This is a genomic window from Vibrio sp. MM46, assembly GCF_027587135.1.
In the GTDB taxonomy this organism is placed as follows: domain Bacteria; phylum Pseudomonadota; class Gammaproteobacteria; order Enterobacterales; family Vibrionaceae; genus Vibrio; species Vibrio harveyi.
The window spans coordinates 1-24,633 of sequence record NZ_JAPPTO010000003.1 but is presented as its reverse complement, the minus strand read 5'-3'; the positions used below and the strand labels follow the sequence as shown (position 1 = coordinate 24,633).

Annotated in this window: 24 protein-coding genes; 11 read left to right on the top strand and 13 right to left on the bottom strand. The window is 45.1% G+C overall.

The annotated features are described in order from the left end of the window. Positions 1-7: 7 nt before the first annotated feature. The 4 genes from nqrE (at position 8) to nqrM (ending at position 3,277) form a co-directional block, all read left to right on the top strand. A complete protein-coding gene (gene nqrE, locus OH459_RS04000; protein ID WP_005436652.1) occupies positions 8-604 on the top strand; it encodes an NADH:ubiquinone reductase (Na(+)-transporting) subunit E in 597 nt (198 codons plus the stop codon). A gap of 33 nt (positions 605-637) precedes the next feature. Continuing rightward, positions 638-1,861, top strand: coding sequence for an NADH:ubiquinone reductase (Na(+)-transporting) subunit F (nqrF, locus tag OH459_RS03995; protein ID WP_009698660.1), 1,224 nt, complete (start codon positions 638-640; stop codon positions 1,859-1,861). 155 nt (positions 1,862-2,016) lie between these two features. Further along, positions 2,017-3,021 (top strand): FAD:protein FMN transferase, encoded by a 1,005-nt coding sequence (locus OH459_RS03990; RefSeq protein ID WP_017817737.1) that lies wholly within the window; start codon positions 2,017-2,019, stop codon positions 3,019-3,021. Between the two features lie 22 nt (positions 3,022-3,043). Then, positions 3,044-3,277 (top strand): (Na+)-NQR maturation NqrM, encoded by a 234-nt coding sequence (gene nqrM / locus OH459_RS03985; protein ID WP_005436655.1) that lies wholly within the window; start codon positions 3,044-3,046, stop codon positions 3,275-3,277. A gap of 105 nt (positions 3,278-3,382) precedes the next feature. Here nqrM and OH459_RS03980 read toward each other — a convergent pair whose 3' ends face one another. Beyond that, entirely contained in the window at positions 3,383-4,597 is a 1,215-nt protein-coding gene (locus tag OH459_RS03980; protein WP_038898376.1) for a diguanylate cyclase, read from the bottom strand. A gap of 177 nt (positions 4,598-4,774) precedes the next feature. Here OH459_RS03980 and dinB point away from each other — a divergent pair, with 177 nt between their 5' ends. Then, on the top strand, positions 4,775-5,839 hold the full coding sequence (gene dinB, locus OH459_RS03975; RefSeq protein ID WP_029790427.1) for a DNA polymerase IV: 1,065 nt from the start codon (positions 4,775-4,777) through the stop codon (positions 5,837-5,839). Here dinB and OH459_RS03970 read toward each other — a convergent pair. Next, positions 5,836-7,761, bottom strand: a complete 1,926-nt coding sequence (locus OH459_RS03970; RefSeq protein WP_269985805.1) for a RecQ family ATP-dependent DNA helicase — start codon at positions 7,759-7,761, stop codon at positions 5,836-5,838. The two genes, dinB and OH459_RS03970, sit on opposite strands and share 4 nt — an antisense overlap. Before the next feature lie 76 nt (positions 7,762-7,837). Between OH459_RS03970 and OH459_RS03965 the strand changes: the two genes are divergently transcribed. After that, the gene (locus OH459_RS03965) at positions 7,838-8,317 is read left to right on the top strand and encodes a GreA/GreB family elongation factor (protein WP_005446230.1); all 480 of its coding nucleotides are present in this window, start codon (positions 7,838-7,840) and stop codon (positions 8,315-8,317) included. A gap of 60 nt (positions 8,318-8,377) precedes the next feature. Beyond that, positions 8,378-9,121, top strand: a complete 744-nt coding sequence (locus OH459_RS03960; RefSeq protein WP_026000226.1) for a YggN family protein — start codon at positions 8,378-8,380, stop codon at positions 9,119-9,121. 77 nt (positions 9,122-9,198) lie between these two features. On the opposite strand, the gene OH459_RS03955 is transcribed toward OH459_RS03960, so the two are convergent. Further along, the gene (locus OH459_RS03955) at positions 9,199-11,739 is read right to left on the bottom strand and encodes an Ig-like domain-containing protein (protein WP_269985803.1); all 2,541 of its coding nucleotides are present in this window, start codon (positions 11,737-11,739) and stop codon (positions 9,199-9,201) included. A gap of 370 nt (positions 11,740-12,109) precedes the next feature. Between OH459_RS03955 and OH459_RS03950 the strand changes: the two genes are divergently transcribed. Beyond that, positions 12,110-13,474 (top strand): sodium-dependent transporter, encoded by a 1,365-nt coding sequence (locus OH459_RS03950; protein ID WP_017817741.1) that lies wholly within the window; start codon positions 12,110-12,112, stop codon positions 13,472-13,474. A gap of 93 nt (positions 13,475-13,567) precedes the next feature. Here OH459_RS03950 and OH459_RS03945 read toward each other — a convergent pair whose 3' ends face one another. From OH459_RS03945 to tsaA, 5 genes are all read right to left on the bottom strand, one after another. Then, positions 13,568-13,759: a DUF4250 domain-containing protein gene (locus OH459_RS03945; RefSeq protein WP_005446222.1), complete on the bottom strand. Its 192-nt coding sequence runs from the start codon at positions 13,757-13,759 to the stop codon at positions 13,568-13,570. After that, a complete protein-coding gene (locus tag OH459_RS03940) occupies positions 13,759-13,965 on the bottom strand; it encodes a YaeP family protein (protein ID WP_005446221.1) in 207 nt (68 codons plus the stop codon). Before OH459_RS03940 ends, OH459_RS03945 begins: the two co-directional genes overlap by 1 nt. Before the next feature lie 113 nt (positions 13,966-14,078). Beyond that, positions 14,079-14,747, bottom strand: a complete 669-nt coding sequence (locus OH459_RS03935) for a tellurite resistance TerB family protein (RefSeq protein ID WP_009700076.1) — start codon at positions 14,745-14,747, stop codon at positions 14,079-14,081. A gap of 171 nt (positions 14,748-14,918) precedes the next feature. Then, on the bottom strand, positions 14,919-16,634 hold the full coding sequence (locus OH459_RS03930) for a proline--tRNA ligase (RefSeq protein ID WP_005446216.1): 1,716 nt from the start codon (positions 16,632-16,634) through the stop codon (positions 14,919-14,921). A 111-nt stretch (positions 16,635-16,745) separates the two neighbouring features. Further along, positions 16,746-17,441, bottom strand: a complete 696-nt coding sequence (gene tsaA / locus OH459_RS03925) for a tRNA (N6-threonylcarbamoyladenosine(37)-N6)-methyltransferase TrmO (protein WP_269985797.1) — start codon at positions 17,439-17,441, stop codon at positions 16,746-16,748. Positions 17,442-17,563: 122 nt separating this feature from the next. Here tsaA and OH459_RS03920 point away from each other — a divergent pair, with 122 nt between their 5' ends. The 3 genes from OH459_RS03920 to OH459_RS03910 all read left to right on the top strand — a co-directional run bounded on the left by OH459_RS03920 (position 17,564) and on the right by OH459_RS03910 (position 19,768). Next, a complete protein-coding gene (locus OH459_RS03920) occupies positions 17,564-17,824 on the top strand; it encodes a type B 50S ribosomal protein L31 (protein WP_005446212.1) in 261 nt (86 codons plus the stop codon). A 3-nt stretch (positions 17,825-17,827) separates the two neighbouring features. Then, the gene (ykgO, locus tag OH459_RS03915) at positions 17,828-17,953 is read left to right on the top strand and encodes a type B 50S ribosomal protein L36 (protein ID WP_004744821.1); all 126 of its coding nucleotides are present in this window, start codon (positions 17,828-17,830) and stop codon (positions 17,951-17,953) included. 228 nt (positions 17,954-18,181) lie between these two features. Continuing rightward, entirely contained in the window at positions 18,182-19,768 is a 1,587-nt protein-coding gene (locus tag OH459_RS03910; RefSeq protein WP_005446209.1) for an AbgT family transporter, read from the top strand. A gap of 56 nt (positions 19,769-19,824) precedes the next feature. Here the strand turns inward: OH459_RS03910 and OH459_RS03905 are convergent, their stop codons facing one another. From OH459_RS03905 to OH459_RS03885, 5 genes are all read right to left on the bottom strand, one after another. Further along, on the bottom strand, positions 19,825-20,550 hold the full coding sequence (locus OH459_RS03905; protein WP_017817744.1) for a MipA/OmpV family protein: 726 nt from the start codon (positions 20,548-20,550) through the stop codon (positions 19,825-19,827). A gap of 195 nt (positions 20,551-20,745) precedes the next feature. Next, positions 20,746-21,858 carry an ATP-grasp domain-containing protein gene (locus tag OH459_RS03900; protein ID WP_017817745.1) on the bottom strand — a complete coding sequence of 371 codons (1,113 nt, stop codon included), beginning with the start codon at positions 21,856-21,858 and terminating at the stop codon, positions 20,746-20,748. Further along, entirely contained in the window at positions 21,846-23,114 is a 1,269-nt protein-coding gene (locus tag OH459_RS03895; protein ID WP_269985783.1) for a F390 synthetase-related protein, read from the bottom strand. Before OH459_RS03895 ends, OH459_RS03900 begins: the two co-directional genes overlap by 13 nt. Beyond that, on the bottom strand, positions 23,102-23,965 hold the full coding sequence (locus tag OH459_RS03890) for an MBL fold metallo-hydrolase (protein WP_050937606.1): 864 nt from the start codon (positions 23,963-23,965) through the stop codon (positions 23,102-23,104). The genes OH459_RS03895 and OH459_RS03890 overlap by 13 nt, the downstream gene beginning before the upstream one ends. Continuing rightward, positions 23,934-24,633, bottom strand: a 700-nt coding sequence (locus OH459_RS03885) for an NAD-dependent epimerase/dehydratase family protein (protein WP_269985780.1), incomplete at its 5' end; no start/stop codon positions are given. The genes OH459_RS03885 and OH459_RS03890, both read right to left, overlap by 32 nt.

Sequence of the window (24,633 nt, the reverse complement as noted above, 5' to 3'; positions counted from 1 at the left end):
GGGCGTCATGGAACATTACATCAGTCTGCTAGTTAAATCGATTTTCATCGAAAACATGGCACTGTCTTTCTTCCTAGGTATGTGTACTTTCCTTGCCGTATCTAAGAAAGTTAAGACCTCTTTCGGTCTAGGTGTTGCAGTAGTGGTAGTACTAACTATCGCGGTTCCTGTGAACAACCTAGTTTACAACCTAGTTCTGAAAGAGAACGCGTTAGTTGAGGGCGTAGACCTTAGCTTCCTAAACTTCATCACCTTCATCGGTGTAATCGCAGCACTTGTACAGATCCTAGAGATGGTTCTTGACCGTTTCTTCCCTCCTTTGTACAACGCGCTAGGCATCTTCCTACCGCTGATCACAGTAAACTGTGCGATCTTCGGTGGTGTATCTTTCATGGTACAACGTGACTACAACTTTGCTGAATCTGTTGTTTACGGTTTCGGTTCTGGTGTGGGCTGGATGCTAGCGATCGTCGCTCTTGCAGGTATCCGTGAGAAGATGAAGTACTCAGATGTACCTCCAGGTCTACGTGGTCTAGGCATCACGTTTATCACTGTAGGTCTTATGGCGTTAGGCTTTATGTCTTTCTCTGGTGTTCAACTGTAAGTCGGGTAAACCGCAACAATTAAGGAATAGTCAATGGACATTATTCTTGGTGTAGTGATGTTTACTCTGATCGTACTTGCGCTAGTACTAGTGATTCTTTTCGCTAAGTCTAAGCTTGTACCAACAGGTGACATTACAATTTCTGTGAACGATGACCCTTCACTGGCGATCGTTACACAACCAGGTGGTAAGCTACTATCTGCGTTAGCTGGTGCTGGCGTATTCGTATCTTCTGCTTGTGGTGGCGGTGGCTCTTGTGGTCAGTGTCGCGTAAAAGTTAAATCAGGTGGTGGTGACATCCTACCTACCGAGCTTGACCATATTACTAAAGGTGAAGCACGTGAAGGTGAGCGTCTAGCGTGTCAGGTTGCAATGAAAACTGACATGGACATCGAGCTTCCTGAAGAGATCTTCGGCGTTAAGAAGTGGGAATGTACAGTTATCTCTAACGATAACAAAGCGACATTCATCAAAGAGCTTAAGCTACAAATTCCAGATGGCGAATCAGTACCTTTCCGTGCTGGTGGTTACATCCAGATTGAAGCGCCAGCTCACCACGTTAAGTACGCTGACTTCGATGTACCTGAAGAGTACCGTGAAGATTGGGACAAATTTAACTTGTTCCGTTACGAGTCTAAGGTAAACGAAGAAACGATCCGTGCTTACTCAATGGCTAACTACCCAGAAGAAGAAGGTATTATTATGCTGAACGTGCGTATCGCTACGCCGCCGCCTAATAATCCTGATGTACCACCTGGTATCATGTCATCGTTCATCTGGTCTCTAAAAGAAGGCGACAAGTGTACGATTTCAGGCCCATTCGGTGAGTTCTTCGCGAAAGACACTGATGCTGAAATGGTATTCGTTGGTGGTGGTGCAGGTATGGCTCCAATGCGTTCTCATATCTTCGACCAGCTAAAACGTCTGCACTCTAAGCGTAAGATGTCATTCTGGTACGGTGCACGTTCTAAGCGTGAAATGTTCTACGTAGAAGACTTCGATGGCCTAGCGGCTGAGAACGATAACTTCGTATGGCACTGTGCACTGTCTGACCCTATGCCAGAAGATAACTGGGATGGTTACACTGGCTTCATTCACAATGTTCTTTACGAGAACTACCTACGTGATCATGAAGCGCCAGAAGACTGTGAATACTACATGTGTGGTCCACCTATGATGAACGCTGCTGTAATCGGTATGCTAAAAGATCTAGGTGTAGAGGATGAGAACATCCTTCTAGATGACTTCGGTGGTTAATCCTCCCAAGTGATTGAATCTATGGCTAGCTCTATAAGGGCTAGCCATTATTTTTTGTAACAAACAAAATGATATTCAACAGTTGATATAGGAAATCGGTTTATCTCAAGAGAACCCATTTTCCATATCAATTTAACGATAATAGGAGTAAACAAGTGAAAAAGTGGCTTGTTGCATTCGCTTCTCTATTGGTTTTGGCTGGCTGTGAGCAGCCTGCGGATCAAATTCATTTAAGTGGTCCAACGATGGGGACTACTTACAACATTAAATACATCGAGCAAGATGGTTTACCTTCACCAGAAGCGCTTCAGACTGAAATCGATCGATTGCTAGAAGAAGTGAACGATCAAATGTCGACTTACCGTGAAGATTCAGAGCTTAGCCGTTTTAATCAACATAAAACTAGCGAGCCATTTGAAGTATCGCCACAAACAGCAACGGTAGTGAAAGAAGCGATTCGCTTGAACGGTCTTACTCTAGGAGCACTAGACGTAACCGTAGGTCCACTAGTGAACCTATGGGGCTTTGGTCCAGAAGCGCGCCCGGATGTGGTTCCAACAGATGAAGAGCTGGCAGCTCGTAAAGCGAATACTGGTATCCATCACCTTTCTGTTGAAGGTAACAAGCTGTCGAAAGATATTCCAAACTTGTACGTTGACTTATCGACGATTGCCAAAGGTTGGGGTGTGGATGTTGTGGCAGATTACCTGCAATCAGAAGGCATTCATAACTACATGGTGGAAGTTGGCGGTGAAATGCGTTTGAAAGGCATAAACCGTGAAGGTGTGCCATGGCGTATTGCGATTGAAAAACCAACCGTTGATGAGCGTTCAATTCAAGAGATTATTGAACCAGGTGACATGGCAATTGCAACAAGCGGTGACTATCGTAATTACTTTGAGAGCAATGGTGTGCGATACTCTCATATCATTAACCCGCATACGGGCAAACCAATCCATCATAAGGTGGTGTCTGTAACGGTACTGGATAAATCGTCGATGACAGCTGATGGTCTTGCAACTGGTCTTATGGTGCTAGGTGAAGACAAAGGCATGGAAATCGCAAATGAGAATAATATTCCTGTTTTCATGATTGTGAAAACGGATGATGGTTTTAAAGAGCTGGCTTCGGAAGCATACAAGCCGTTCATGAAGAAATAACAACAGAAGTGAGCATGTCCTTATGAGTACATTTCTAATTACTTTTGCTGTCTTTGTTGCGGTAATTGCAGCGATGGCAGTTGGTTACATCTTCCAAAAGAAGGTCGTGAAAGGCAGCTGTGGCGGTCTAGGTGCGGTTGGTATTGAGAAAGTATGTAACTGCCCAGAACCATGTGATGCACGTAAGAAGCGCGAAGCACGTGAAGCAGCCCGCGCAGAGAAGCTTGCTGCATGGGAAAAAGATCGCATTGCTTAATATGCGATAATAAGAATGATAAAACCCAGCCAATGGCTGGGTTTTGTTTTTTCGGCTTTGGTTTCCGTTTGAATATTGAATTAGGTTGGTGACATTAAGTGCCGTCTACTGAGATACGGTTTGATTCCGCCCGTTTCCTTTCGCTTGATACAAACGGTCATCCGCGACTTTAATTTGCTGATCTAAATTGCCCTTGATGTTTGAAACACCGACGCTGATGGTTACTTGAATCTGGTCATCTTGATAAGGAATCGGAGTTTTCTCTACGCGTTGACGCATTTGCTCTAAACGTGTCACAAAGTCGTCGTAGCTGCCGTAGGCTTGGATGCAAAACTCTTCGCCCCCGAATCGTGCAATCACATCATCAGGAAAATAGATTTTTAATATATTGGCGACCATAACAAGTGCAGCATCGCCACCATCATGACCATAGTTATCATTCACTTTCTTAAAGAAATCGATATCTAGCATAGCAATATTGCGTTGCTCATCGCTGTCACATGTTTGCCCAAATAAAAAGCGACGGTTCCATAAGCCAGTGAGTGAATCTTGGTTCGCCATTCTAAATAAATCTGTTGTGGCTTCTTTCATATCCAAGATTTGATGGACCCGACAAAAGAACTCTTCTTGATTAAAAGGCTTGTACAGAAAGTCGTTTGCTCCCGCTTTTAGAAAGCGCGCTGTCATTGAGTGATCATCACTTCCAGAGATCCCAAGGATCGCCAATTGGTTTTTATCGAGCTTTTGGCGAAGCTCTCGGATCATAGTGATGCCATCTTTGATTGGCATATCATGATCGGTCAGAACCAAGGTAATATCTGGATTTTGTTCAATAACTTCGATTGCTTGTTGACCATTCTCGGCTTGCAATGTCTGGATGTATTGATGCTCAAGTAATTGTACGACATGGCGGCGAACCGTCATTGAGTCATCAACAACCAGACATTTGTGTTGCTGGTTGTTGGTCAGGCGTTTAATCAGAGGAAGAAGGTAAGAAACGGAGGCCATGCTGTCTTTTAAGATGTAATCGAGTACGCCTTTTGCCAGCATCTTTTCACGAGCATCATCTTGCAACATCGCCGTAAGCACGATGACTTTTTGTTGGTGAGAAAGGACTAAATCGATGATCTCACCGTCCTGCGCATCCGGTAAGCAGTAATCTAAAACTGCACAGAGAAGCTCAGGCTGAGACGTTAAAATAGATTGTGCTTCCGCATAGCTTTCGGCAGCAAGTACTTCATAACCCGCCTGATTTAAGATTTGTTGTAAGTAGTTATTAAAGGCGCGACTGTCTTCGACGACCAGTATTTTATTACTCAAAAAGTTTCCCTACTTTCGTATATAAATCAACTTTAGTGTTATAGAAGTCAATAATAATGAAATGTCACTTTAATGCCATGAAAAATTGTTGCTACCTGACTCCAGATAACACTATTTCCAATACGTGTATTTAGAGCTATACTGTTTTTTTAAACAGTGTTTATTTGTGTGCGGAACGTGATTGAGCGAGTCAGAAAAATAATTCACGTTGATATGGATTGCTTTTATGCAGCGGTCGAGATGCGTGACAACCCCAGTTATCGTGGTATTGCGCTTGCCGTTGGCGGTCATGAGAAACAACGCGGCGTGATCAGCACCTGTAACTATGAAGCGCGTAAATTCGGTGTGCGCAGTGCGATGCCAACAGCCAGAGCGCTTCAACTTTGCCCCCATTTGCTCGTGGTCCCGGGACGAATGCACGTATACAAACAAGTGTCCCAACAGATCCGTACCATTTTCGAGCGATACACGCCACTTATCGAGCCACTATCACTTGATGAGGCGTATCTTGATGTGACTGACTCGACTGCTTGTCGGGGTTCTGCAACCTTAATCGCAGAATCGATCCGCAATGATATCTGGAATGAGCTTGGACTTACTGCATCGGCAGGTATTGCACCGATTAAGTTTCTTGCCAAAGTGGCTTCAGACATGAATAAACCCAATGGGCAATTTGTTATTCCGCCAGAAAAGGTTCAAGAAGTCGTAGACAAACTGCCGTTAGAAAAGATTCCAGGAGTTGGTAAAGTGAGCTTGGAGAAGCTACATCAAGCGGGCTTTTACCTATGTGAGGATATCAAAAACAGCGACTATCGTGAGCTACTACGTCAATTTGGACGCCAAGGTGCTTCGCTTTGGAAGCGTAGTCATGGCATCGACGATCGTGAAGTGGTGGTTGAGCGTGAACGTAAGTCGGTTGGGGTCGAGCGCACCTTTAGCGAAAACATTGTGACTTACGATGAATGCTGGCAGGTGATTGAAGACAAGCTCTACCCTGAACTAGAGAAACGTTTGGAAAAAGCCAGTCCAGATAAGTCTATTATCAAACAGGGTATTAAACTCAAATTTGCCGATTTTCAACTCACGACAATTGAGCACATCCACCCTCAGTTAGAGCTCGATGACTTTAAAGAACTGTTAAGAGATATACTCAAGCGCCAAAATGGTCGAGAGATACGCTTATTAGGCTTAAGTGTGATGCTCAAGCCTGAGCAACAAGCGCGTCAATTGAGTTTCTTCTAAGCTCGCGCTAATTCAACCTGCTTTAGTACTTGTTCAAAAGAAACATTTGCCATTGACCCATAACCGCGTAACTTGCTCGCTTTCAGTTGCGTGATAATTGGTGTGCTAATTCCACATAAGAAGCGTGCGACAGCTGCATTGCTAATCGCCGTTGGTGAAAGCTGGACAAATTCATCAACCCAAGTGGATAGGTGTGCCAATTCAGGTTGTGTTTGTTGTGGTTGAGGAAAAGATGCGACTTGTCCACGACACACTGAACAGTGACCACATTGAGTTGGAGCATCGTGATCGGCAAAGTACTGCGCCAGTTGGTGACTTAAACAGTCTGACGATTGGAACAGACTCAACATAGTATGAATTCGTTCAATGTCCTTGTGTTCTTTGGATTGGAACAACTCAATTAAATGCTGAGAGATAGCTTCTTGGCTTTGAGTGGCAGGGAGAACCGAGTAAACATCCGTAAGCTGTTTGCTTTCTAATTCAATCCAGCCATTTTGGTGGAAGTAATCTAGCGCCGCAACCACACGGCTGCGCTCAGACTGATAGTTCATCCATAATGCTTCTAAATCCACTTGGCACCATACTTTGGCTTTGGTTGAACAAGCAAAAATGGCTTCAACAAACTGACGTCTCTCGCCTTGGAACTGATTGAGGATGAAACTTTGTTCTTGTAAAAACTTGAAGCGATATTCTGCAAAATAACTGTATTTGGCTTCAATTACTTTTGCCAGTTCTAGGTAAACTAATAAGGTTTTTAGCGGAAGTTGGCGAATGTTGCTGTCGCGAGATAATCGCAACGCCATCACCTCCCACTGTGGAGTGTTCTCGCGAATTTGCTCCAGTACATAATTGATTGAGCTTGGCTCTGGCGTGTCACCGTAAACAAAGTTCTCTAATACCGTTAAGCCGGAGGTATTGCCCAAAAGAATACACTCCGAACGCTGTCCATCACGTCCGGCGCGCCCAATTTCTTGTGCGTAGTTTTCGATAGATTTTGGTAAATCGAAGTGAATAACACGGCGAATATCAGATTTATCTACCCCCATCCCAAATGCGATTGTTGCGACAATGCAGTCGATTTGCGAGTCCATAAACTGTAGTTGAATTTTCTCACGAATGTCGCTCTTCATACCCGCATGATAAGCGTGAGCATTGATGCCTAAACGGATAAGAGAGCTGGCAACTTGCTCAGCGGTCTGTTGCTGAGTGACATACACGATGCTCGGTAGTTTAGGTGTTGCAGCAATGATGTCATTCAGTTGCGTTTGCTTATTTTCTTCGTCGCAAGGCACCACAGAAATATCGAGATTAGGACGATAGAAGCCAGTAACCGTAATGTTCTCACCAGCGATATTAAACTTGTTTTGCATGTCCTCGATAACCGCTGGCGTTGCCGTTGCGGTTAGCAAGAGCGTTTGAGGGATATTCAGTTCACGTTGGTATTGTGGCAGTTTAAGGTAGTCAGGACGGAAGTTATGACCCCATTCCGAGATACAGTGTGCTTCATCGACAACCATCAAAGAGAGCGGAATCTGACGAATGAATTCACGAAAACGTTCGTTCTTGAGCCGCTCTACCGAAATCATCAAAATCTTAATCTGTCCATTCTTCACGCCAGCTATAACTTGCTGCGCTTCTTCTCGGCTTTGGCTACTGTCGATAGATGCCGCTGCTATGCCTTTACTTTGCAGGAAACCGAGCTGATCTTTCATCAGAGCAAGAAGTGGTGAAATCACCAGTGTTAGGTGTGGTAACTGGGTTGCAGGAAGTTGGTAGCAAAGTGATTTCCCCGAACCAGTCGGAAAGATGGCTGCTGCCGAGTGTCCGTTCATTACTGCTTCAATCACCGGCTGTTGACCGGGTCTTAATGAGTCAAATCCGAACACAGATTGAAGCGTTTGCTGAAGCGAGGCACTTTGCATAATAGGGAAACCTTGGTTTGATGATAAACTGGGTTACATTAACACACCCTGAGTGCCTAACGCGCGCCCTAAAAGTATGAACAAAGCTGATTTAGTCCAAATAATCATTCAACAACTTGAAGATAAATTGCACGTTGCTCACGCCTCGACACAAAGAGCCATTGACGCCGCGACCGATGAAGAAACAGTGCCAGAGCACAAGTACGACACCCTAGCACTTGAAGCTTCGTATCTGGCGCACGGGCAAGCGATGCGTGTGCAAGAAAGTGAAGAAGAGCTTCGTCAGTACCGTGCTCTTGTCCTACGTGACTTTGTCGATGCTCGTATCGCGGTTGGTGCTTATGTGGAATTAGTCGACGAGAACGATGTTGAAAAAACCTTTTTTATCGGTCCTTGCTCTGGTGGACTGACTGTTAAATGGCAAGGCAAAGAGGTATTTGTACTTACTCCAAAATCTCCCCTTGGTCGTGCTTTGATTGGCAGAGAAGAAGGGGAAGAGATTGATGTGAAAATTGGTGATAAAACAAATTGTTATGAAGTCGTGACGATTTGCTGACATCGTATCCATAGTTGGTTGTTATAGTTAAGCGGAATAATCATGAAAAAAGAGAAAGTAATGAAGAAACTGCTCACACTCTCATTGTTGACCATCAGCGCCAGTGGCTATGCAGCCCAGTGTCGCGTCGATATTAACAACGAAGTTCGTATGGATGGTCAGAACTTAGAAATCGTACATACCAATGGTGAAAAAGCGGTTGTCGATGAAGACAATAACCTGTTCATTAAAGGCGAACTGATTGAGCTTGATGATGATCAGAAAGCGGCAATCGAGAATTACCGCGAAAAGATGAATGCTTATATTCCCCAAGCAAAACAACTGGCAAGTGATGGCTTAGCATTAGCGAACGACATTATTGATGACATTGCGGTCAGTCTTGATGCGCCAGACTCGTTTGATAATGTTAAAGTCGCGATAAAGGACTTCTTCGCAGATGTGGAAGCGCGTTACTACAAAGATGGTGATTTTATTCTGCCTGCTGACAGCTTTGAGTCGATGACAGAATCGTGGTCAAAGGACTTCGAGAAGGCACAAGAAATTTTCAACAAAGAATTCCTAGCCAGCGCTTTTGATGCGTTGTCTGCCAAGATGAAAGAAGATGGTGGTTTGAATTTAACTGCACTGTCTGAAAGCATGACAGAACTGCAAGCTAAGGTACAAGAACGCCTAGCAGAGCACTCGAAAGACGTAGAGAAACAAGCGGAAGATTTGTGTGAATCACTGGATGATATGGCTGGTGAAGAACAGGATCTGCTGAAGAAAATTCCAGAGCTAAAAGACTATCAAGTCTTCACGATTTAATTTGCGAAGCAGAAACAACAAAGAGCGCCTATTATCGGCGCTCTTTTTACATGGGTACTATTCAGTATCTATTCGAGTTATTCAGCATTCATTTGAGTTAACTTGTCACCCACTGGTTTTGAGAAGTTAAAGCCATCGTGCTCATCCCAATTGATTGACCATGTCATCACACCAGCGTAGTTCGGGTAGTTGAACGCTGGTTTCACTGTGCCACATGAAGTGCCCTTGGTTAAGCAATCTAACGCATCAAGGATGTTCTGTGTTGGTGCTTGACCAGAGTTAGCTGAGCTCGGTCCCGATGGCAAGCCAATCGCGACTTGGTCATCACGTAGTGGCTCAAACATGGTGCCATCTGCTAATTCAAAGCCCTCAATCAACATCTTAGATTGCGCCACCATCATATCCACTGAGCCTTCTTGTGCCGATCCTGGTAAGTAAGGGTTTGGCAAACCACCATTGTTGTACAACTGTACGTGTAGTAGGTCGAGCGTGCTGCGCGTCTCATTGATCACTGGAATGTATGCGCCCCAGATGCCGCTGTAAGCCACATAGCCACCTTGCACGTAAGGGTGTTCTGGTGCCATGGTGAGGTACATATCGCCGCCCATGTTCTGTTCAATTTGCAACAAAGCTCGACCTAAACGCGCTTGGATTTGCGAACCATGCAGTAGGTTAGAGCCACTTTCTAGATCCACATCCAAACCATCGAAGCCCCATTCGGCAATCAGTGCGGTCAGGCTCGATACAAAGTTTGCTTCATCTTGGTCGGTGTTCAGTGTAATCGTACCTTCAGCGCCACCAAGAGATAGAACAAACTTCTTACCTTTGGCTTGCAATGCAGCCATGTCTTGTTTGAACAGGGTTGGATCTAATGCAGGACAATCACTATAGATGTCTCCAGAGTACAAGTTGAAATGTACGGTACCATCGCTGTTGCGGTCATTTTCTGCAAAGGCAATATCAATCACATCCCATGCATCAGACATATCAGCTAAGCGGATAGGGCAGCCTGCGCCGTTCACGAAGTTGTGCCAGTAACCAATCAACTTGTGGCGTTTCTCGGTTTTCTCGACCACGGTAATTGAAGCGGCATCAGAGAGTGCTGTTGTACCTGAAAGGTCGGTGGCTTGAGCGCTTACCGTAAAGTTGCCTATCGCGGCTGGTGTCCAGTTCGTCGAGTAAGGTGCCGTCGTGTCTGTTGCGACAATTGCTCCGTTCGCCATAAAATCGACGTGTTTAACGCCGGAGGTTAATGAGGTTGCATCCGCGCTTAGGACGAGATTTTTACCTAAACCTACGGTTTGACCTGCACTCGGTGACGTCAATGAAATCACCAAGTCTTGGTCACTCACTGTCACGTTAACAACAGACTCGGAAATATTATTATCGTTGTCTGTTGCAACGGCTTTAAGTTGATTTGTGCCAACTAGCGTTGCATTCCATAAAACGGAATATGGCGCTTGAGCGACCACGCCTAAGCTGGTGCTATTAGCAAAGAACTCAACTTGACTCACGTTACCATCTGCATCACTGGCATCTGCTGAGATCTCAACATTGCTACCAGCAAGTAAGACTTGACCTTCACCTGGTGCGGTAATAGCAACTTGAGGCGGCGTTGAGCAGGCTCCTAAGCCAGTCCACGCATCTTGCCAGTACAAACCTTCACCCGGTTCATAAGCCCAGGCTGCATCAGAAGAACACCAACCTGCAACATCACAGCGGTATTTCTGGTTGAGGTTAGAGACTAGTGTACCGACTTCATAGCGGTTACCGGCAACATAAGGCACGGCGTCTGCACAACCACCAGAGTTGGAGTCACTGACGACGAGTGAGACTTCTTGACTCATGGTCGATAGGTTTGAATCGTCGGTTGCTTGCGCTTTAAAGGTATGAGTTCCAACTGCTGCAGTCCAGGCGTATTCGTACGGTGCAGTGGTATCGACGGCAACCGATTGGTTGTTTATGAAGAACTCAACTTGGGTGACTAAACCATCGCTGTCTGCTGCATCGGCGGTTACCGAAATAGTGTCACCTATACTTGGTGTTTCTGTGCCTGTTGGGTTCGTTAGAGAAACGACTGGCGGTGGTAGTTCGGTTTGTGGTTGAACGAAGATAGACACATTGGTTGTGGTTACGGCACCTTCATTGTCGGTTGCGATCGCCGTTAACTGAGAGACCCCCTCCAATGCTGTCCAGTCAGCTTGAAACGGGGATTGGGTTACAATAGCCACGGTTTGGTTCCCGGCAAGAAATTCAACTTTAGCGACTTGACCATCTTCATCTGCGGCATTGGCTAATAAGGTGATCACGCTGCCTTCTGGGATTTGCGCATTATCCGCAGGAGAAGAGAAGGACACCGTAGGAGGTAGGTTTGTACTGCCACCATCACATTGACCAAGACCTTTCCAAGCCTCCCATGGACCTGAATTGTTTACCGGATCATTACCTTGTGTCCAGTATGCCGCTTCATACGCAGCTCCTTTGGTTTGCACTTGGTCACCGGAGTTATAAACCGTTGTGTTATCCCATACAGGTAAAGTTTGGCAATTGTAGGCTTGAGCTTGATAGCTAACACTAAGGGTCGCTATCACTGCACCATGCAGTAGAGTGAACTTCATTTTTCTCTCCTTGAGTTACTCGATGTTCGCAAGAACATGAACAGATATAGTTAGATAACTAGTTGATAAATAGACCTCAGGAGAGAAAATCGAAGCGTTATGTTTCACTTTTCAACACGAAATCACGCTGAACTATTCATGCTTTACAAACCGACTCATTATTTTTCGGCTCACTTCACGCTGATTTATAAATTCATCAAAAGGACAAAAACGAATACGTGGTGAATATGAGATGTACGTGGAAATTTACAAACTGAATGTCTGCTAATTGATCCGATTGTCGAGTAATTAACCTAATCACTCTTGTTGAGTAGACGATATTGCTATAGTGTACTAGTCAGCTAGTTCATTGATATTTTGTGTGAGTGGTATGACACAACAAACTTCTTCTCAGCCTCGTGAGCATTTTGGCTCTCGTCTTGGATTCATCTTAGCGGCAGCTGGTGCTGCGGTGGGTCTAGGTAACATTTGGGGTTTTCCTACTCAAGCAGCAAGTAACGGTGGTGGTGCCTTCTTGTTGGTTTACTTGGTGATGATTCTTATCGTTGCATTTCCAATGCTGGTGGTTGAAATGGCGATCGGCCGTCATGGTCAGGCCAACCCTGTTGACAGTATGCGCTCTCTAACAGACAACCCAATAGGCAAAAAGCTTGGTGGTCTTGTTGGTTGGATTGGTCTGAGTGTGCCAAGTGCCGTTTTGGCATTTTACTCGATTGTTGGCGGCTGGTTGATTTGCTTTATGTTGGGGGCTATTACCGACATTATGGGCATGGAGGCAGCAACACAATGGTTGAAAGGCTTCAGTGTTGAGCGCAATTTGTTTGGTACGATTACATTTTATGTATTAACCATTTTGATCGTACAAGGCGGCGTGAAGCAAGGCATTGAGAAATGGTCTACACGACTAATGCCTGCACTGTTTGTTCTATTTGGTCTGCTGTTCATCTACATCATGACGCAAAACGGTGCGATGGAAGGTTTGAAGCATTACCTAGTGCCTGATTTCGAGAAAGTATGGGATCGCAAGCTTATTCTTGCAGCAATGGGACAGGGCTTCTTCTCTCTGACCATTGGTGGCTGTTCGATGCTTATTTACGGCTCTTACTTAAGCAAGAAAGAGAACCTACCGAAGATGGCAATGAACGTAACCATGGTAGACACCGCGGTTGCCTTTATTGCGGGGCTCGTGGTGATGCCTGCGATGTTCGTTGCGATGCAAAAAGGCGTTCAAATCTACGCAGAAGATGGTTCGCTATTGAGTTCTGATACGCTGGTATTTACTGTTCTGCCATTGATGTTTGATAGCTTAGGTTTGCTTGGTCAACTGTTCTCAATCGTCTTCTTTTTATTGCTGACGATTGCGGCACTGACATCGTCTATCTCGATGCTTGAATGCCCAGTGGCATTGGTGGGTGAGCGATTTAACACCAAACGTAGCACGACGAGTTGGGTTTTAGGTGGTCTGATTGCGCTATTTAGTGTGGTTATCGTATTTAACTTTGGTGCTCTGTTTGGCATGGTTGCGACTATCGCAACGCAATACTTACAGCCTATGGCGGCGCTATTGTTCTGTTTATTTGGTGGTTGGGTATGGAACCGTCACTCGAAGATTAAAGAACTTGAGCAAGGCTGTCCGGAGTTCACTCAAGGTTGGTTCGGTAAGCTGTGGCCGGCATACGTGAAGTTTGTTTGTCCGATTCTGGTCGCGACAGTTATCTGGGCTTCGTTCGGCTAATCAGCTTACGCAAAGCACAAAAGAAAAGGGCTTGATGAATGCATCAAGCCCTTTTTTCTATTCGTTGCTTACGTTGTCCGTATTGGTTAGCGATTAACGGAACTGGCCAGCGTCAGGCAGAAAGTCAAAACCCGCCGTAGCTAGTTTTGCTTCAAGTGCTGTTCGGTCGATATCAAAGAATGCAACCAACTTATCCAGATCACCACCAAAGTCATCACGCAGCTTCATGTTGACGATGCTCATCAGCATGATTGGATCCATGGATTCGAAGTTCGCTAGATTCATTACTTATCCTCGAAATCAGAGATAAGTAGGTTTGCTGCAGCAAATGCTGCTTTATCACGAACGTCTTTTGGTAAAGACTCGTCAGCAGCAACATCATTTAGTGCTCTTACTGCACATGAGATTGCTTGAGGAACGTAAGCTTGGTCGCCACTACCAATTTGAGCGTAAAGCTCACGAACCAAATCACAACAGCCGTATACTTGCATGGCTAAATCCTTAATAAATGATAACTGCTCTCAAATATACACATAGCCGTTTTGAAACTCAAAGCAGAGAATTGTTTTGGCTCAAATTCACAGACAACTTGAGCAAACATTCATCACTGTAATTGTGTTTCCAATTGATGTGTGACTTCTGGAGAAAGATTGAGCTGCTTCGCAAGCTCTTGTAAGTAGGCTTTTTCCATAAAGTTTTGTTCATCTGCCACAATCAATGACGCGAGATAAATTTCTGATGCTTGTTGCGGTGATGTTGCCAAGCGCGCAATTTCTGCAGGATCAAGAGGCTTGTGAAGTTCTCGATGAACCAGTTGTCTTACGTGTTCGTCCGCGCCCATCTCTGTCAGGGCTTGTTCGATACGAGCCATTTCTTGTTCATCGACATGACCATCAGCTTTGGCTGCACCAATCATGGCTTTAAGGATCAGTTTCGCGTGTTTGTTGTCATCAGGATCGAAGGTCTCGTTGACGCCTTGCGTATCCTGCTTCGCTTGCCAATCGTTGTAGACTTTGTAAGCCAGTGCACCTAACGCCGCTGCGCCACCGACTTTTAGAGCTCCAGTGCCCACTTTCTTCGCCATCTTTTTGCTTTTCTTAGAGCCCATTAGCATGCCGATAAGACCGCCACCAATTGCGCCCGCACCAAGTGTTTTCAGTTGGTTAGAGCTCGATGAAGATTTGATATTGTTAGTTTGTTTACCAAGAGCATCGGCGCCTTGCTTGAGTAGGTCTGATTTGAGCGCTTGGTTAAGAAGACTTTTTAGATCCATGAGTGACCTCCTTACTAGATTAAATCCAGTGTAAGGTGATGAATCTGAACCAAAGATTAACAACGCAAATATCAGAGAGGGTCTATACCCATAAAAACAGACGTAAAAAAGGGCTGACCGAAGCCAACCCTTTTCATCGCTATGTATTCAGCACAATGTGCTTAGTGCAGCTTATTGAAGTTGAGCTTTAACGTGCTCAACGATGTCTGCCATTGCAACTGCGGTTTTCTCACCAGTGCGGCGGTTCTTATACTCGAAGTTGCCTTCTTTCATTGAACGATCGCCGATCACGATAGTGTGAGGAATACCGATAAGTTCCATATCAGAGAACATTACGCCTGGGCGCTCTTTACGGTCATCGAATAGTACTTCGATACCCATAGCCGTCAGTTCAGCGTACAGCTTCTCAGCCGCTTCTTTCACTTCTTCAGACTTGTGCATGTTCATAGGAACGATAGCTACTTGGAAAGGCGCTAGTGCGTCTGGCCAAATGATGCCGTATTTGTCGTGGTTTTGCTCAATTGCAGAAGCAACAACACGTGAAACACCGATACCATAGCAACCCATTTCTAGGATTACGTTTTTACCGTCAGGACCAAGAACACCACAGTTCATTGCTTCTGAGTAAACATTACCTAGTTGGAAGATGTGACCAACTTCGATACCACGCTTAAGCATTAGCGTACCTTGACCACATGGGCTTGGATCGCCTTCTACTACGTTACGCAGATCTTCAACTTGACCTAGTTCAACGTCACGACCCCAGTTGATACCGAAGTAGTGTTTGCCGTCGATGTTTGCACCCGCGCCGAAGTCGCTCATTACAGCAACAGAGCGGTCAACGATGAATGGCAGCTTAAGACCTACAGGGCCTAGAGAACCAGCTCCAGCACCGATAAGTGCACGCATTTCCTCTTCTGATGCCATCTCTAGTGGAGAAGCAACTTGAGGTAGGTTCTCTGCTTTCACTTCGTTTAGCTCGTGGTCACCACGAACGATAAGAGCGATGATGTCAGCATCAACTTCGTCAGACGCTTTCACGAATAGAGTTTTAACCGTCTTCTCGATTGGTAGACCGTGCTGCTCTACAAGTTCAGCGATTGTTTTCGCGTTTGGTGTATCAACCAGTGTCATCTCTTGAGTTGGCTCTGCGCGATCACCTGCAGGCGCTGCTGCTTCTGCTTTTTCAATGTTCGCTGCGTAATCAGACTCAGTAGAGAATGCGATTAGGTCTTCGCCGCTTTCAGCAAGTACGTGGAACTCTTGAGAGCCGCTACCACCGATAGCGCCAGAGTCAGCAAGTACTGGACGGTACTCAAGACCCATGCGATCGAATGCTTTACAGTAAGCATCGTGCATCGCTTGGTAAGATTTCTCTAGACCTTCTTTGTCGATGTCGAAGCTGTATGCATCCATCATGCAGAATTCACGTGCACGCATTACGCCGAAACGTGGACGACGTTCATCACGGAATTTAGTCTGGATTTGGTACAGGTTTAGCGGAAGCTGTTTGTAAGAGCTCACTTCGTTACGCACAAGGCTAGTGATCACTTCTTCAGCTGTAGGGCTAAGAACAAACGGACGAGTATGACGGTCAGTAAAGCGAAGTAGCTCAGGACCCATCTTCTCAGAACGACCTGTCTCTTCCCATAGTTCAAACGGCTGAACAACGGGCATCAAAGTTTCGACTGCACCTGCATTGTCGATTTCTTGACGAACGATGTTTTCGACTTTACGCAGCACACGTAGACCAGTAGGCAGCCAGGTATAAAGACCTGAAGCCAGCTTACGGATCATACCCGCGCGTAGCATGAGCTGGTGGCTCACTACTTCTGCGTCGTTTGGAGTCTCCTTCAGAGTAGAAAGAAGATAATTACTGGTACGCATTAAATTTATCCGTTTATTAAAGTTAGATACTCAAGCCAGAATGGGCAGGAGTATGAAGGTCCCACGAGGGGAAAATTGTTAGCCGCCTATAATATCAGCCAAATGCCTTTGTCAAAAGCTTTCAATCGCAGTAACTGTTATTAAGTTATCGCTAACCGTGAACTTGACGTTTAAATCGAACAAATTTACCGCATATTCCTTGCTGTCAGGCTTGTTTTTCTTGTAAGCCGGACGAGGATCTTGTGCCAGAACTTGCTCGAGAACTGTTTTCACATACCCAGTATCGTTACGCTTTTCGAGTGTTTCCAGTGCAATGGAAGAGAAGTCTACCTGAGATGTTTCAGGCTCTTCTTCTGCGTAACCACCCTGTGCTTCTGTAATCAAATCCGAGTAAGGGATATATGGCTTAATATCGATAATTGGTGTGCCATCGACTAGGTCTACGTTACCAAGATCTAAATAGATCTGGTCGCCTTTCTTACTGATACCTTTGACCTCCACTGCGGACATGCCGATACCGTTGGGTCTGAAGGTAGAACGTGAAGCAAACACGCCAATACGTTCGTTTCCGCCCAAACGAGGGGGACGTACCGTCGGCTTCCATCCTGCTTCTAAATTCTGATCAAACAAAAATAGTAACCATACGTGAGAAAATTGCTCTAATCCACGCACGGCTTCGGGGCTATTTGCCGCACCTTGTAGTTTAACGCGCGAGCGTGCTGCGGGTACCAAACGAGGCTGGCGAGGAACGGCGAATTTCTCTTTATAAGGGCTTTCGATAATGCCAATCGGCTCAATGGAATACATGAGTAGGATCTTTAACTGGGGTTTAAAGAGCAAAGTATCACAAATTTTGCTTGCTTTTCTTGTTGAGAATGATTATTAATTATAATGTTATAACATAACAGTTAATCAAAAGGACAAGTTATATGAAACCAGGTATCCATCCTGAATATCGACCTGTGGTATTTCATGATACTAGCGTAGATGAATATTTTGTTGTGGGTTCAACGTTGCAAACCGACCGAACGATTGAATGGAAAGATGGCAAAACTTACCCATATTTCACACTCGATGTATCGTCTGCGTCTCATCCGTTCTATACCGGGAAGCAACGTGTAGTACAAGCAGAAGGTCGTATTGCGAACTTCAATCGTCGTTTTGGACAATTTGGCAAAGATAAGGATTAAGAGATGAAAGTCGTTAAGTCATTAAAGAGTGCAAAAAACCGCCATCCTGATTGTCAAATCGTCAAAAGAAGAGGGCGTTTATACGTGATTTGCAAAACGAATCCACGTTTTAAGGCGGTGCAGAAATAACCATAAATATGGTGGTAATTTATGGAATGTGATGAGTTATAATTCTGATTTATGATCTATATGTGGGTGATATAACTATATTTTTATCTATTATAGGTCATAAGTTCGACTATTGGTTACATTCTGTAACGTTTTGAACTTTCACTTAACCCTTGTGTCGAGTACCCTGCGCAAGCTTTGTGACATTTTTGTCACAAACGCGCAGGAATAAATACAAGGAGGGAACAGATGAGTTCATCTGCTTCAATGAAACAAAACTCGCCAAAGAAGCCACTATTTACGCGCTTCTTAGATACAGTTGAATATTTGGGGAACCTATTACCCCACCCAATCACACTTTTCGCCATTTTCTGTCTTGCAATCCTAGTTATGTCCGGCATTGCTGGTTACTTTGAAGTTTCCGTTGTTGATCCTCGCCCTGAAGGTGCTCCGGGTCGCGCTGCAGATGGCATGATCCAAGTTGTAAGTTTGCTAAATGCTGAAGGTTTACAACTGATTGTAACTAACCTAGTGAAAAACTTCGTAGGCTTCGCACCGTTAGGTACCGTACTGGTTGCGATGCTTGGTGTTGCCATTGCAGAACATTCTGGCCTACTTTCTGCTGCAATGCGCGGTCTTGTAATGGGCGCATCTCAGCGCATGGTTACAGTAACGGTTGTTTTCGCTGGTATCATTTCAAACACGGCTTCTGAGCTTGGCTACGTGGTACTGATTCCACTAGCGGCGATGCTGTTCCACTCTTTAGGTCGTCATCCACTTGCTGGCCTAGCCGCTGCGTTTGCTGGTGTATCTGGCGGCTATTCTGCCAACCTACTTATCGGTACGGTTGACCCTCTGTTGTCTGGTATTACTGAAACAGCAGCGCAGATGATTGACCCAACTTACACCGTTGGTCCAGAAGTAAACTGGTACTTCATGTTTGTTTCTACCTTCTTCATCGCGATTACGGGCGCATTTGTAACTGAAAAAATCGTTGAGCCAAAACTTGGCAAATACAATGATGAAGAAGCGGCAGAAGACCTATCTCAAGATAAAATGGGTGGTTTGACTGACGTCGAGAAGAAAGGTCTTAAGCTGGCGGGTATCGCAGTACTGGTCGTTTCTGCACTACTGGCATGGACTATCGTTCCGGCTGATGGTGTTCTGCGTTCTGATGCAGGTACGGTTGCGGGCTCTCCATTCCTAAAGAGTATTGTTGCGTTTATCTTTGTTTTCTTTGCAGTACCAGGCTTTGTTTATGGTCGCGTTGTAGGCACCATGAAAAATGATCGCGATGTGATTGATGCAATGTCGAAGTCAATGTCTTCAATGGGTATGTACATTGTTTTGGTATTCTTCGCCGCTCAATTTGTTGCTTTCTTCAAGTGGACAAACTTCGGTCAGGTATTTGCGGTTGCGGGCGCGAGCTTCCTGCAGGAAATTGGTCTAACTGGTCCAATGTTATTCTTCGCCTTCATCCTAATGTGTGGCTTCATCAACTTGATGATTGGTTCGGCATCAGCACAGTGGGCAGTAACAGCGCCAATCTTCGTACCTATGTTGATGCTGGTGGGCTACGCACCTGAAACTATTCAAGCGGCTTACCGTATTGGTGACTCAACAACGAACATCATTACACCGATGATGAGCTACTTCGGTCTTATCCTTGCGGTAGCCACACGCTACATGAAGAACTTAGGTATCGGTACGCTGATTGCGACCATGCTACCTTACTCAATTGTCTTCATTGTTGGCTGGAGCGTTCTATTCTACCTATGGGTATTCGTATTCGGTCTACCAGTAGGTCCAGGTGCGGCAACGTACTACACGCCTTAACTAGAAGCTTCACTCAGCTCAATCAAAGCCTGCGTTTATCGCAGGCTTTTGTCTACTTATAGCCCTGCAAAACGATACGTCAGCCCGAGTTCAAATGACCAACCGACATCACGCTGAATCAAAGGACTCTCACTATCATGATGAATGAATTCAGCCTTTGTAATGCCTATCCAAGATGGTGTGAACTCATACAAACCAATAACTCCGGCTTGATAAACAAACGTAGAATCGGCCTTAAATTCTTTTAGTCCTGATGCTGCCGCTTCTTGTGCTGAAACACTGTACAGATGGTTAGAGAGTTTTTTATCTCGGTAATCGACTTCTAGAAAGGGGGTGAGGGTAAACGGTGGTAACCAAGTTTCTAGCGTTCGACCGAGATGCAGTTGAACTTCGTAGCCATTATGTTCTGAGGTGACATCATGCAGATAAGTCAATCTCGCGCCAACAGTGCCTAAAGTAATACCAAGTTCACCATTCCCATCACGATCGTCAATACCGTTTGGCAGATCGGCAAACGTATCGGAGACTTCCGCGAAGCGCCAGTTTGCTGATAGCCCCACATAAGGTAACGCTTGCCAGTTTGCTAAGCTACCATCGACAAAACCGATAGGACCGGAATAGAACAAGTTAGGGGTGGCACCAAACTGAGGCTTGTCTTTGACGGAAAAGACGTTTTCGCCATAGGTAACGCTGCCTCCCACAATGCCAAAAGATTCTTGATTGGCAAGTGAAGTGGCAGAGACAAAAAGTAATGATAGGGGAAGGACGATCCGTGCATTCATAAATAAAACTCCATTCTTGTTATAACTACAGAGAACGGAGTTTTCGGATTTATATTTCATTGGTGAATTATTACAACGGAGAAGTAGGTGTTGCTTGACGTTTGATAAGGAGTCAACTGAAGAGCGTGCCTCACTTCTTCGTTTGAACTGGCGAGACCATTTCCTCACTTGATAACCTGTTTTGATGGAAAGGCATTATGAAGGCAATTCTTCACCATTCCACTCTATATCAACAGTCGAAGCCGCAGCCAATTTCACTTTGTTCTTCCTTGCTAATTGAAGCAGTTCAAAAACGCTCAACATTTGGCTCCTGATCGGTAAGTTGTGTTGCTGCATTACGTTGACGCCAGATAGCCAATCCCGCCAAGTATTTGTTTTAAAGAGAGATAATAAGCCTTGTGCGATAAGCGAAACCGCACCTAGATGGTGTAACTGCGGTTTTGTAGGAAAAGAGAACGCAAGTTCGGGAAACAATTGAATACATTGCGGTGAGAGCAGGTGTAAACCACTAGTGGCTCTTGGGTTGCACTCGATTATATATAGCTCATTGTTTGTCTGGATAAAATCGAATGAAACTTGACCATGATAGCGATGCCGGTGTCCAAAAGCAGTCATAAATGCATCTAATCGATCATCAAATACTGGTTGAAATGCACTAGCGGCAGAGCCATTTACGCAGTTTTTGGGTAAATAAGCTTGGTGCGCTCTCATTTGACCATGTTCAAAAATCGCGTAGTTGCAAATAGGTGCTCCGTGGATTTTTTCTTGTTGTACCCAAGGGTGTTGAGTCGACATCGTGAGAGTGGAAATAGACTGACGGGTAATATCTCGTATCACTTCACCGCCGAATCGAGAGTAAACTGGTTTGAGTACTGAGCCAGCATCAATCTCAATGTCATGTTTCTCGGTAACCAAACGAGTTTTAGGTAGGGAAATCTTGGGTAAATCTCGAAGTTGGTCAAAGACGGTAAACTTGTTGTGCAGTGAGCGCAGTAATGTCGAATTGGGTAGAAAAAAATGGACTCTCGGACACTGTTGGGCGATGTGTGCCAAATAGTACACTTCTTCACAAGTCGGTATCACCATATCAATGCGCTGCTGAGTTAGTAAATTGAGGATCTGTTGCTGGTAAGTAGGAAACGAAAATCGAGGTGAAGCCGTTTTTACGTAATGCTCAATGCCTCGTAAAAACGCCCCCAGAGGTTGTGCTAATGAATCAGTGAGAACGACATCGTGTCCATGGTTCATACACATTGCTGCCCACTCTAATGCGACGGGGGCTCGGGCGCCAGTGATTAAAATCCGCATGTATTCACCACTCGTCGTTGTTTGTTCATCGGAGTCCAAATCGGAGCGGGGCGATAATTGAATGTGACTGGATCAAGCTTTAGTTGATCAAACAGTTTTACTAGGGCTCGATAAATGCTCGGGTGGTGGTAAACATCCGCCTCGATTTGAATAGCCTGCGCTCCGGTTTGGGTGATTCGGTAATCGACACGATCCTGAATTTCTAAAGTGATGGATCGGTAAATAAGATCAGGCAGCACCGACACTGGTACTTGGCTTGCGTTCAATGTTAGGCAGTCGCCACATCGCCCGGCAATCGCTCCGAGTGGTTCAAATACGCCGTCGTCCTGTTTGCTCTCAATGATATCGTCAAGCTGGTAGCGAATAATTGGCTGAGTTTTGCGACGAAAATCAGTGATTATAGGGCTGTAATGAGTGCGTTCAGCGTTTAGCCAATGTTTTTCAATATAGACAATATCTTGATTCCATCGCATTTGTCCTTGTTGGTCCGTGCACGCAAGAAAACCTTCAGTACATTGATAGACTTCATGCAATTCACTATCGAATTTTTGAGAAATATAGTGACGGTCGCTCTCGGTTAGCACCTCTGCTCCAGAAATGATCCGCTTTGGCTGGATCGCTGGCTGACCAAATTGACCACTGAATTGAGCACAGAGTTGAAGGGCTTGAGCGCTACCAACCAAAAGCGTGGGTTGAAACTCATCTAGTTCCTTTATCCACTCTTGGTAAGGTTTGTTTAAATCAGCATAAAAGAATGTAACGGGACCTTTTGCTACGGATTTATACAACGGGCTGTTGGCTCGCAGGGCAAGAGCAATTCGATGTTTTCCCCACAAGCCGGGTAAGAGGCGACCCAAAATGTTGCCTGCCCAGAGTTGCGTTTCTTGTTTATCCGCGAGGAACAATCCACGCATACCAGAGGTGCCCGAAGACAATCCAACAGTTACATTGCCAACTTTTGAAGCTGCGAAATTACGTGATTGTTCTGCGTCTAACGCCTGTTGCATTAATGAGTTTGCATCCAAACCTTTTGTGTTTAACTCAGAAAGATTTTCCATCATGGTTTGCTTATCCATGATTGGGAAATCACAGAGTGACGCTCCTTGAAATGAATGATAATAAGGAGAATGACGACATACCCAATCCAGATGTTGTGTTATCTGTTTTTGTTGCCACTTTTCAACATGTGTTCTTGAGCTAAAAGGGCGGTAGCGTGTACGCCAAAACTCAGAGAGAAAAGTTCTCACACTATCCATCCTTCTGTAATTAACTGCTGGATTGTCGCTTGGCAATGAGAAGGCACAAAGCGCACAAAGTGATGGGTATTCTGGTAGCAATTTCTCAACTCAGAGAGTGTTTGTTTGTAAGCTTGGGTATCATCGCAAAGCATGTTCGCGAGCCAATGTTGATCGATGTTTTCACTCAAGCTCTCGATTAACCAACAGGCATCTGCTAATAAGAACAGCCAACCTTGCTCTCTCTTCGTTAAAAGCCCTACTTGACCAGCAGCATGCCCGGGTAAACTCACCATATAAATTAAGCCGTCTTTGAACATATCTTTACAAAGCAGATCAACGCCTTGGCAATGGGGAAGGATTTCACCAATTGGTATGGAAAAATCATGGTGCATGACCAAGTTGGATTCGAGTTGTTGAGGGAGTAGCGCTTTTAGGTATCCTTTTCTTACGCCTCCCACTCGACCACTCTTAGTTAGGGCGTCCACTCCTTTTTGTTGGCAATGTAGTTGAGAGTGCGCAAACTCAGACACGGCAGCGATGTGATCGGCATGGAAATGAGAAAGAACCAAGTGTTCAATCTCATGAGGTCCGATTTTCTCTTTTGCTAACTGAGCCACAATTCCATGCTCTTTTTGATAGTGACATGGGGTTGTCCAAGCATAAAAGCGTTCAGGGAAGGGGCGAGTGGCACGAAAAAAATGCTCGTGATACCCCGTGTCAAACAGAATGTTACCTTGGGTTGGGTGTTGAATTAACGCGACAGCCGCAGGAAACGATCTTGGTTTTAACCCAGAGCCGGGCTTGACGACAAAACCAGGGTGTACACAGTGCCCAGCCTCAAAGATTTTTATTTTTAGACCAGTCTGCATACTGTTGGATTCCTTCTTGAACTGAAAAAAGTGGTTGGTAATTCAGCTTTTGTTGCGCCTTACTGATATCTAGAGTTTGGTGATAGTTAAATAGCCCTGCGCTGTATGAAGTGAGCTTTGGCTCCGGTTGGTGTGGTAAGCGCATCCGTATTTGCTCACTGAGTTTTAATAACGGCAACACAAAGCGGTATGGGAGTGATGTTAATTTAACGTTTATGTCCAATGCTTCACATAAAGCTCTTAGCACGGTCTCAATCGGCATTGGCTCATTATTGGATATATTGAAGATGTCACCATGTTGAAGTTGTTCCGCTTGAGTACAAGCAAGCATGGCAGCATGGGCAACATTATCGACATAAGTCAGATCAACAACCGGATTTCGCCCGGATGGCAGAAGTAGTGTGTCGTTTTTTATCGCTTTAAGTACCCTTGGGATAATCGCGCGATCGTTCGGACCGAAAATACCACGAGGTCTTAAAATGATTGTTTTGCTGTGCCCTTGTATGGCTTCAAGTTCAGATAAGTATTTAGTGTGCGCGTAATCATTACACCAACGCGAAGCAACATCGTCTGTTTCTCGGATGTTCCACCTGTCTTTGTGGTCAAAATAGACGCTGGTGGAGGAGATATGGATAAAACGTGGTACCTGATGTGCATTCGCTGCGCAG

Coding starts and splice junctions, on each gene's coding strand:
- tsaA (WP_269985797.1), bottom strand. CDS start 17,441: ATGTATTCCATTGAGCCGATTGGCATTATCGAAAGCCCTTATAAAGAG.
- OH459_RS03920 (WP_005446212.1), top strand. CDS start 17,564: ATGAAACCAGGTATCCATCCTGAATATCGACCTGTGGTATTTCATGAT.
- ykgO (WP_004744821.1), top strand. CDS start 17,828: ATGAAAGTCGTTAAGTCATTAAAGAGTGCAAAAAACCGCCATCCTGAT.
- OH459_RS03905 (WP_017817744.1), bottom strand. CDS start 20,550: ATGAATGCACGGATCGTCCTTCCCCTATCATTACTTTTTGTCTCTGCC.
- OH459_RS03960 (WP_026000226.1), top strand. CDS start 8,378: ATGAAGAAACTGCTCACACTCTCATTGTTGACCATCAGCGCCAGTGGC.
- OH459_RS03900 (WP_017817745.1), bottom strand. CDS start 21,858: ATGCGGATTTTAATCACTGGCGCCCGAGCCCCCGTCGCATTAGAGTGG.
- OH459_RS03890 (WP_050937606.1), bottom strand. CDS start 23,965: ATGCAGACTGGTCTAAAAATAAAAATCTTTGAGGCTGGGCACTGTGTA.
- OH459_RS03950 (WP_017817741.1), top strand. CDS start 12,110: ATGACACAACAAACTTCTTCTCAGCCTCGTGAGCATTTTGGCTCTCGT.
- nqrM (WP_005436655.1), top strand. CDS start 3,044: ATGAGTACATTTCTAATTACTTTTGCTGTCTTTGTTGCGGTAATTGCA.
- OH459_RS03940 (WP_005446221.1), bottom strand. CDS start 13,965: ATGCAAGTATACGGCTGTTGTGATTTGGTTCGTGAGCTTTACGCTCAA.
- nqrF (WP_009698660.1), top strand. CDS start 638: ATGGACATTATTCTTGGTGTAGTGATGTTTACTCTGATCGTACTTGCG.
- OH459_RS03935 (WP_009700076.1), bottom strand. CDS start 14,747: ATGGATCTAAAAAGTCTTCTTAACCAAGCGCTCAAATCAGACCTACTC.
- nqrE (WP_005436652.1), top strand. CDS start 8: ATGGAACATTACATCAGTCTGCTAGTTAAATCGATTTTCATCGAAAAC.
- OH459_RS03965 (WP_005446230.1), top strand. CDS start 7,838: ATGAACAAAGCTGATTTAGTCCAAATAATCATTCAACAACTTGAAGAT.
- OH459_RS03970 (WP_269985805.1), bottom strand. CDS start 7,761: ATGCAAAGTGCCTCGCTTCAGCAAACGCTTCAATCTGTGTTCGGATTT.
- OH459_RS03955 (WP_269985803.1), bottom strand. CDS start 11,739: ATGAAGTTCACTCTACTGCATGGTGCAGTGATAGCGACCCTTAGTGTT.
- OH459_RS03895 (WP_269985783.1), bottom strand. CDS start 23,114: ATGGATAGTGTGAGAACTTTTCTCTCTGAGTTTTGGCGTACACGCTAC.
- OH459_RS03945 (WP_005446222.1), bottom strand. CDS start 13,759: ATGAATCTAGCGAACTTCGAATCCATGGATCCAATCATGCTGATGAGC.
- OH459_RS03930 (WP_005446216.1), bottom strand. CDS start 16,634: ATGCGTACCAGTAATTATCTTCTTTCTACTCTGAAGGAGACTCCAAAC.
- OH459_RS03910 (WP_005446209.1), top strand. CDS start 18,182: ATGAGTTCATCTGCTTCAATGAAACAAAACTCGCCAAAGAAGCCACTA.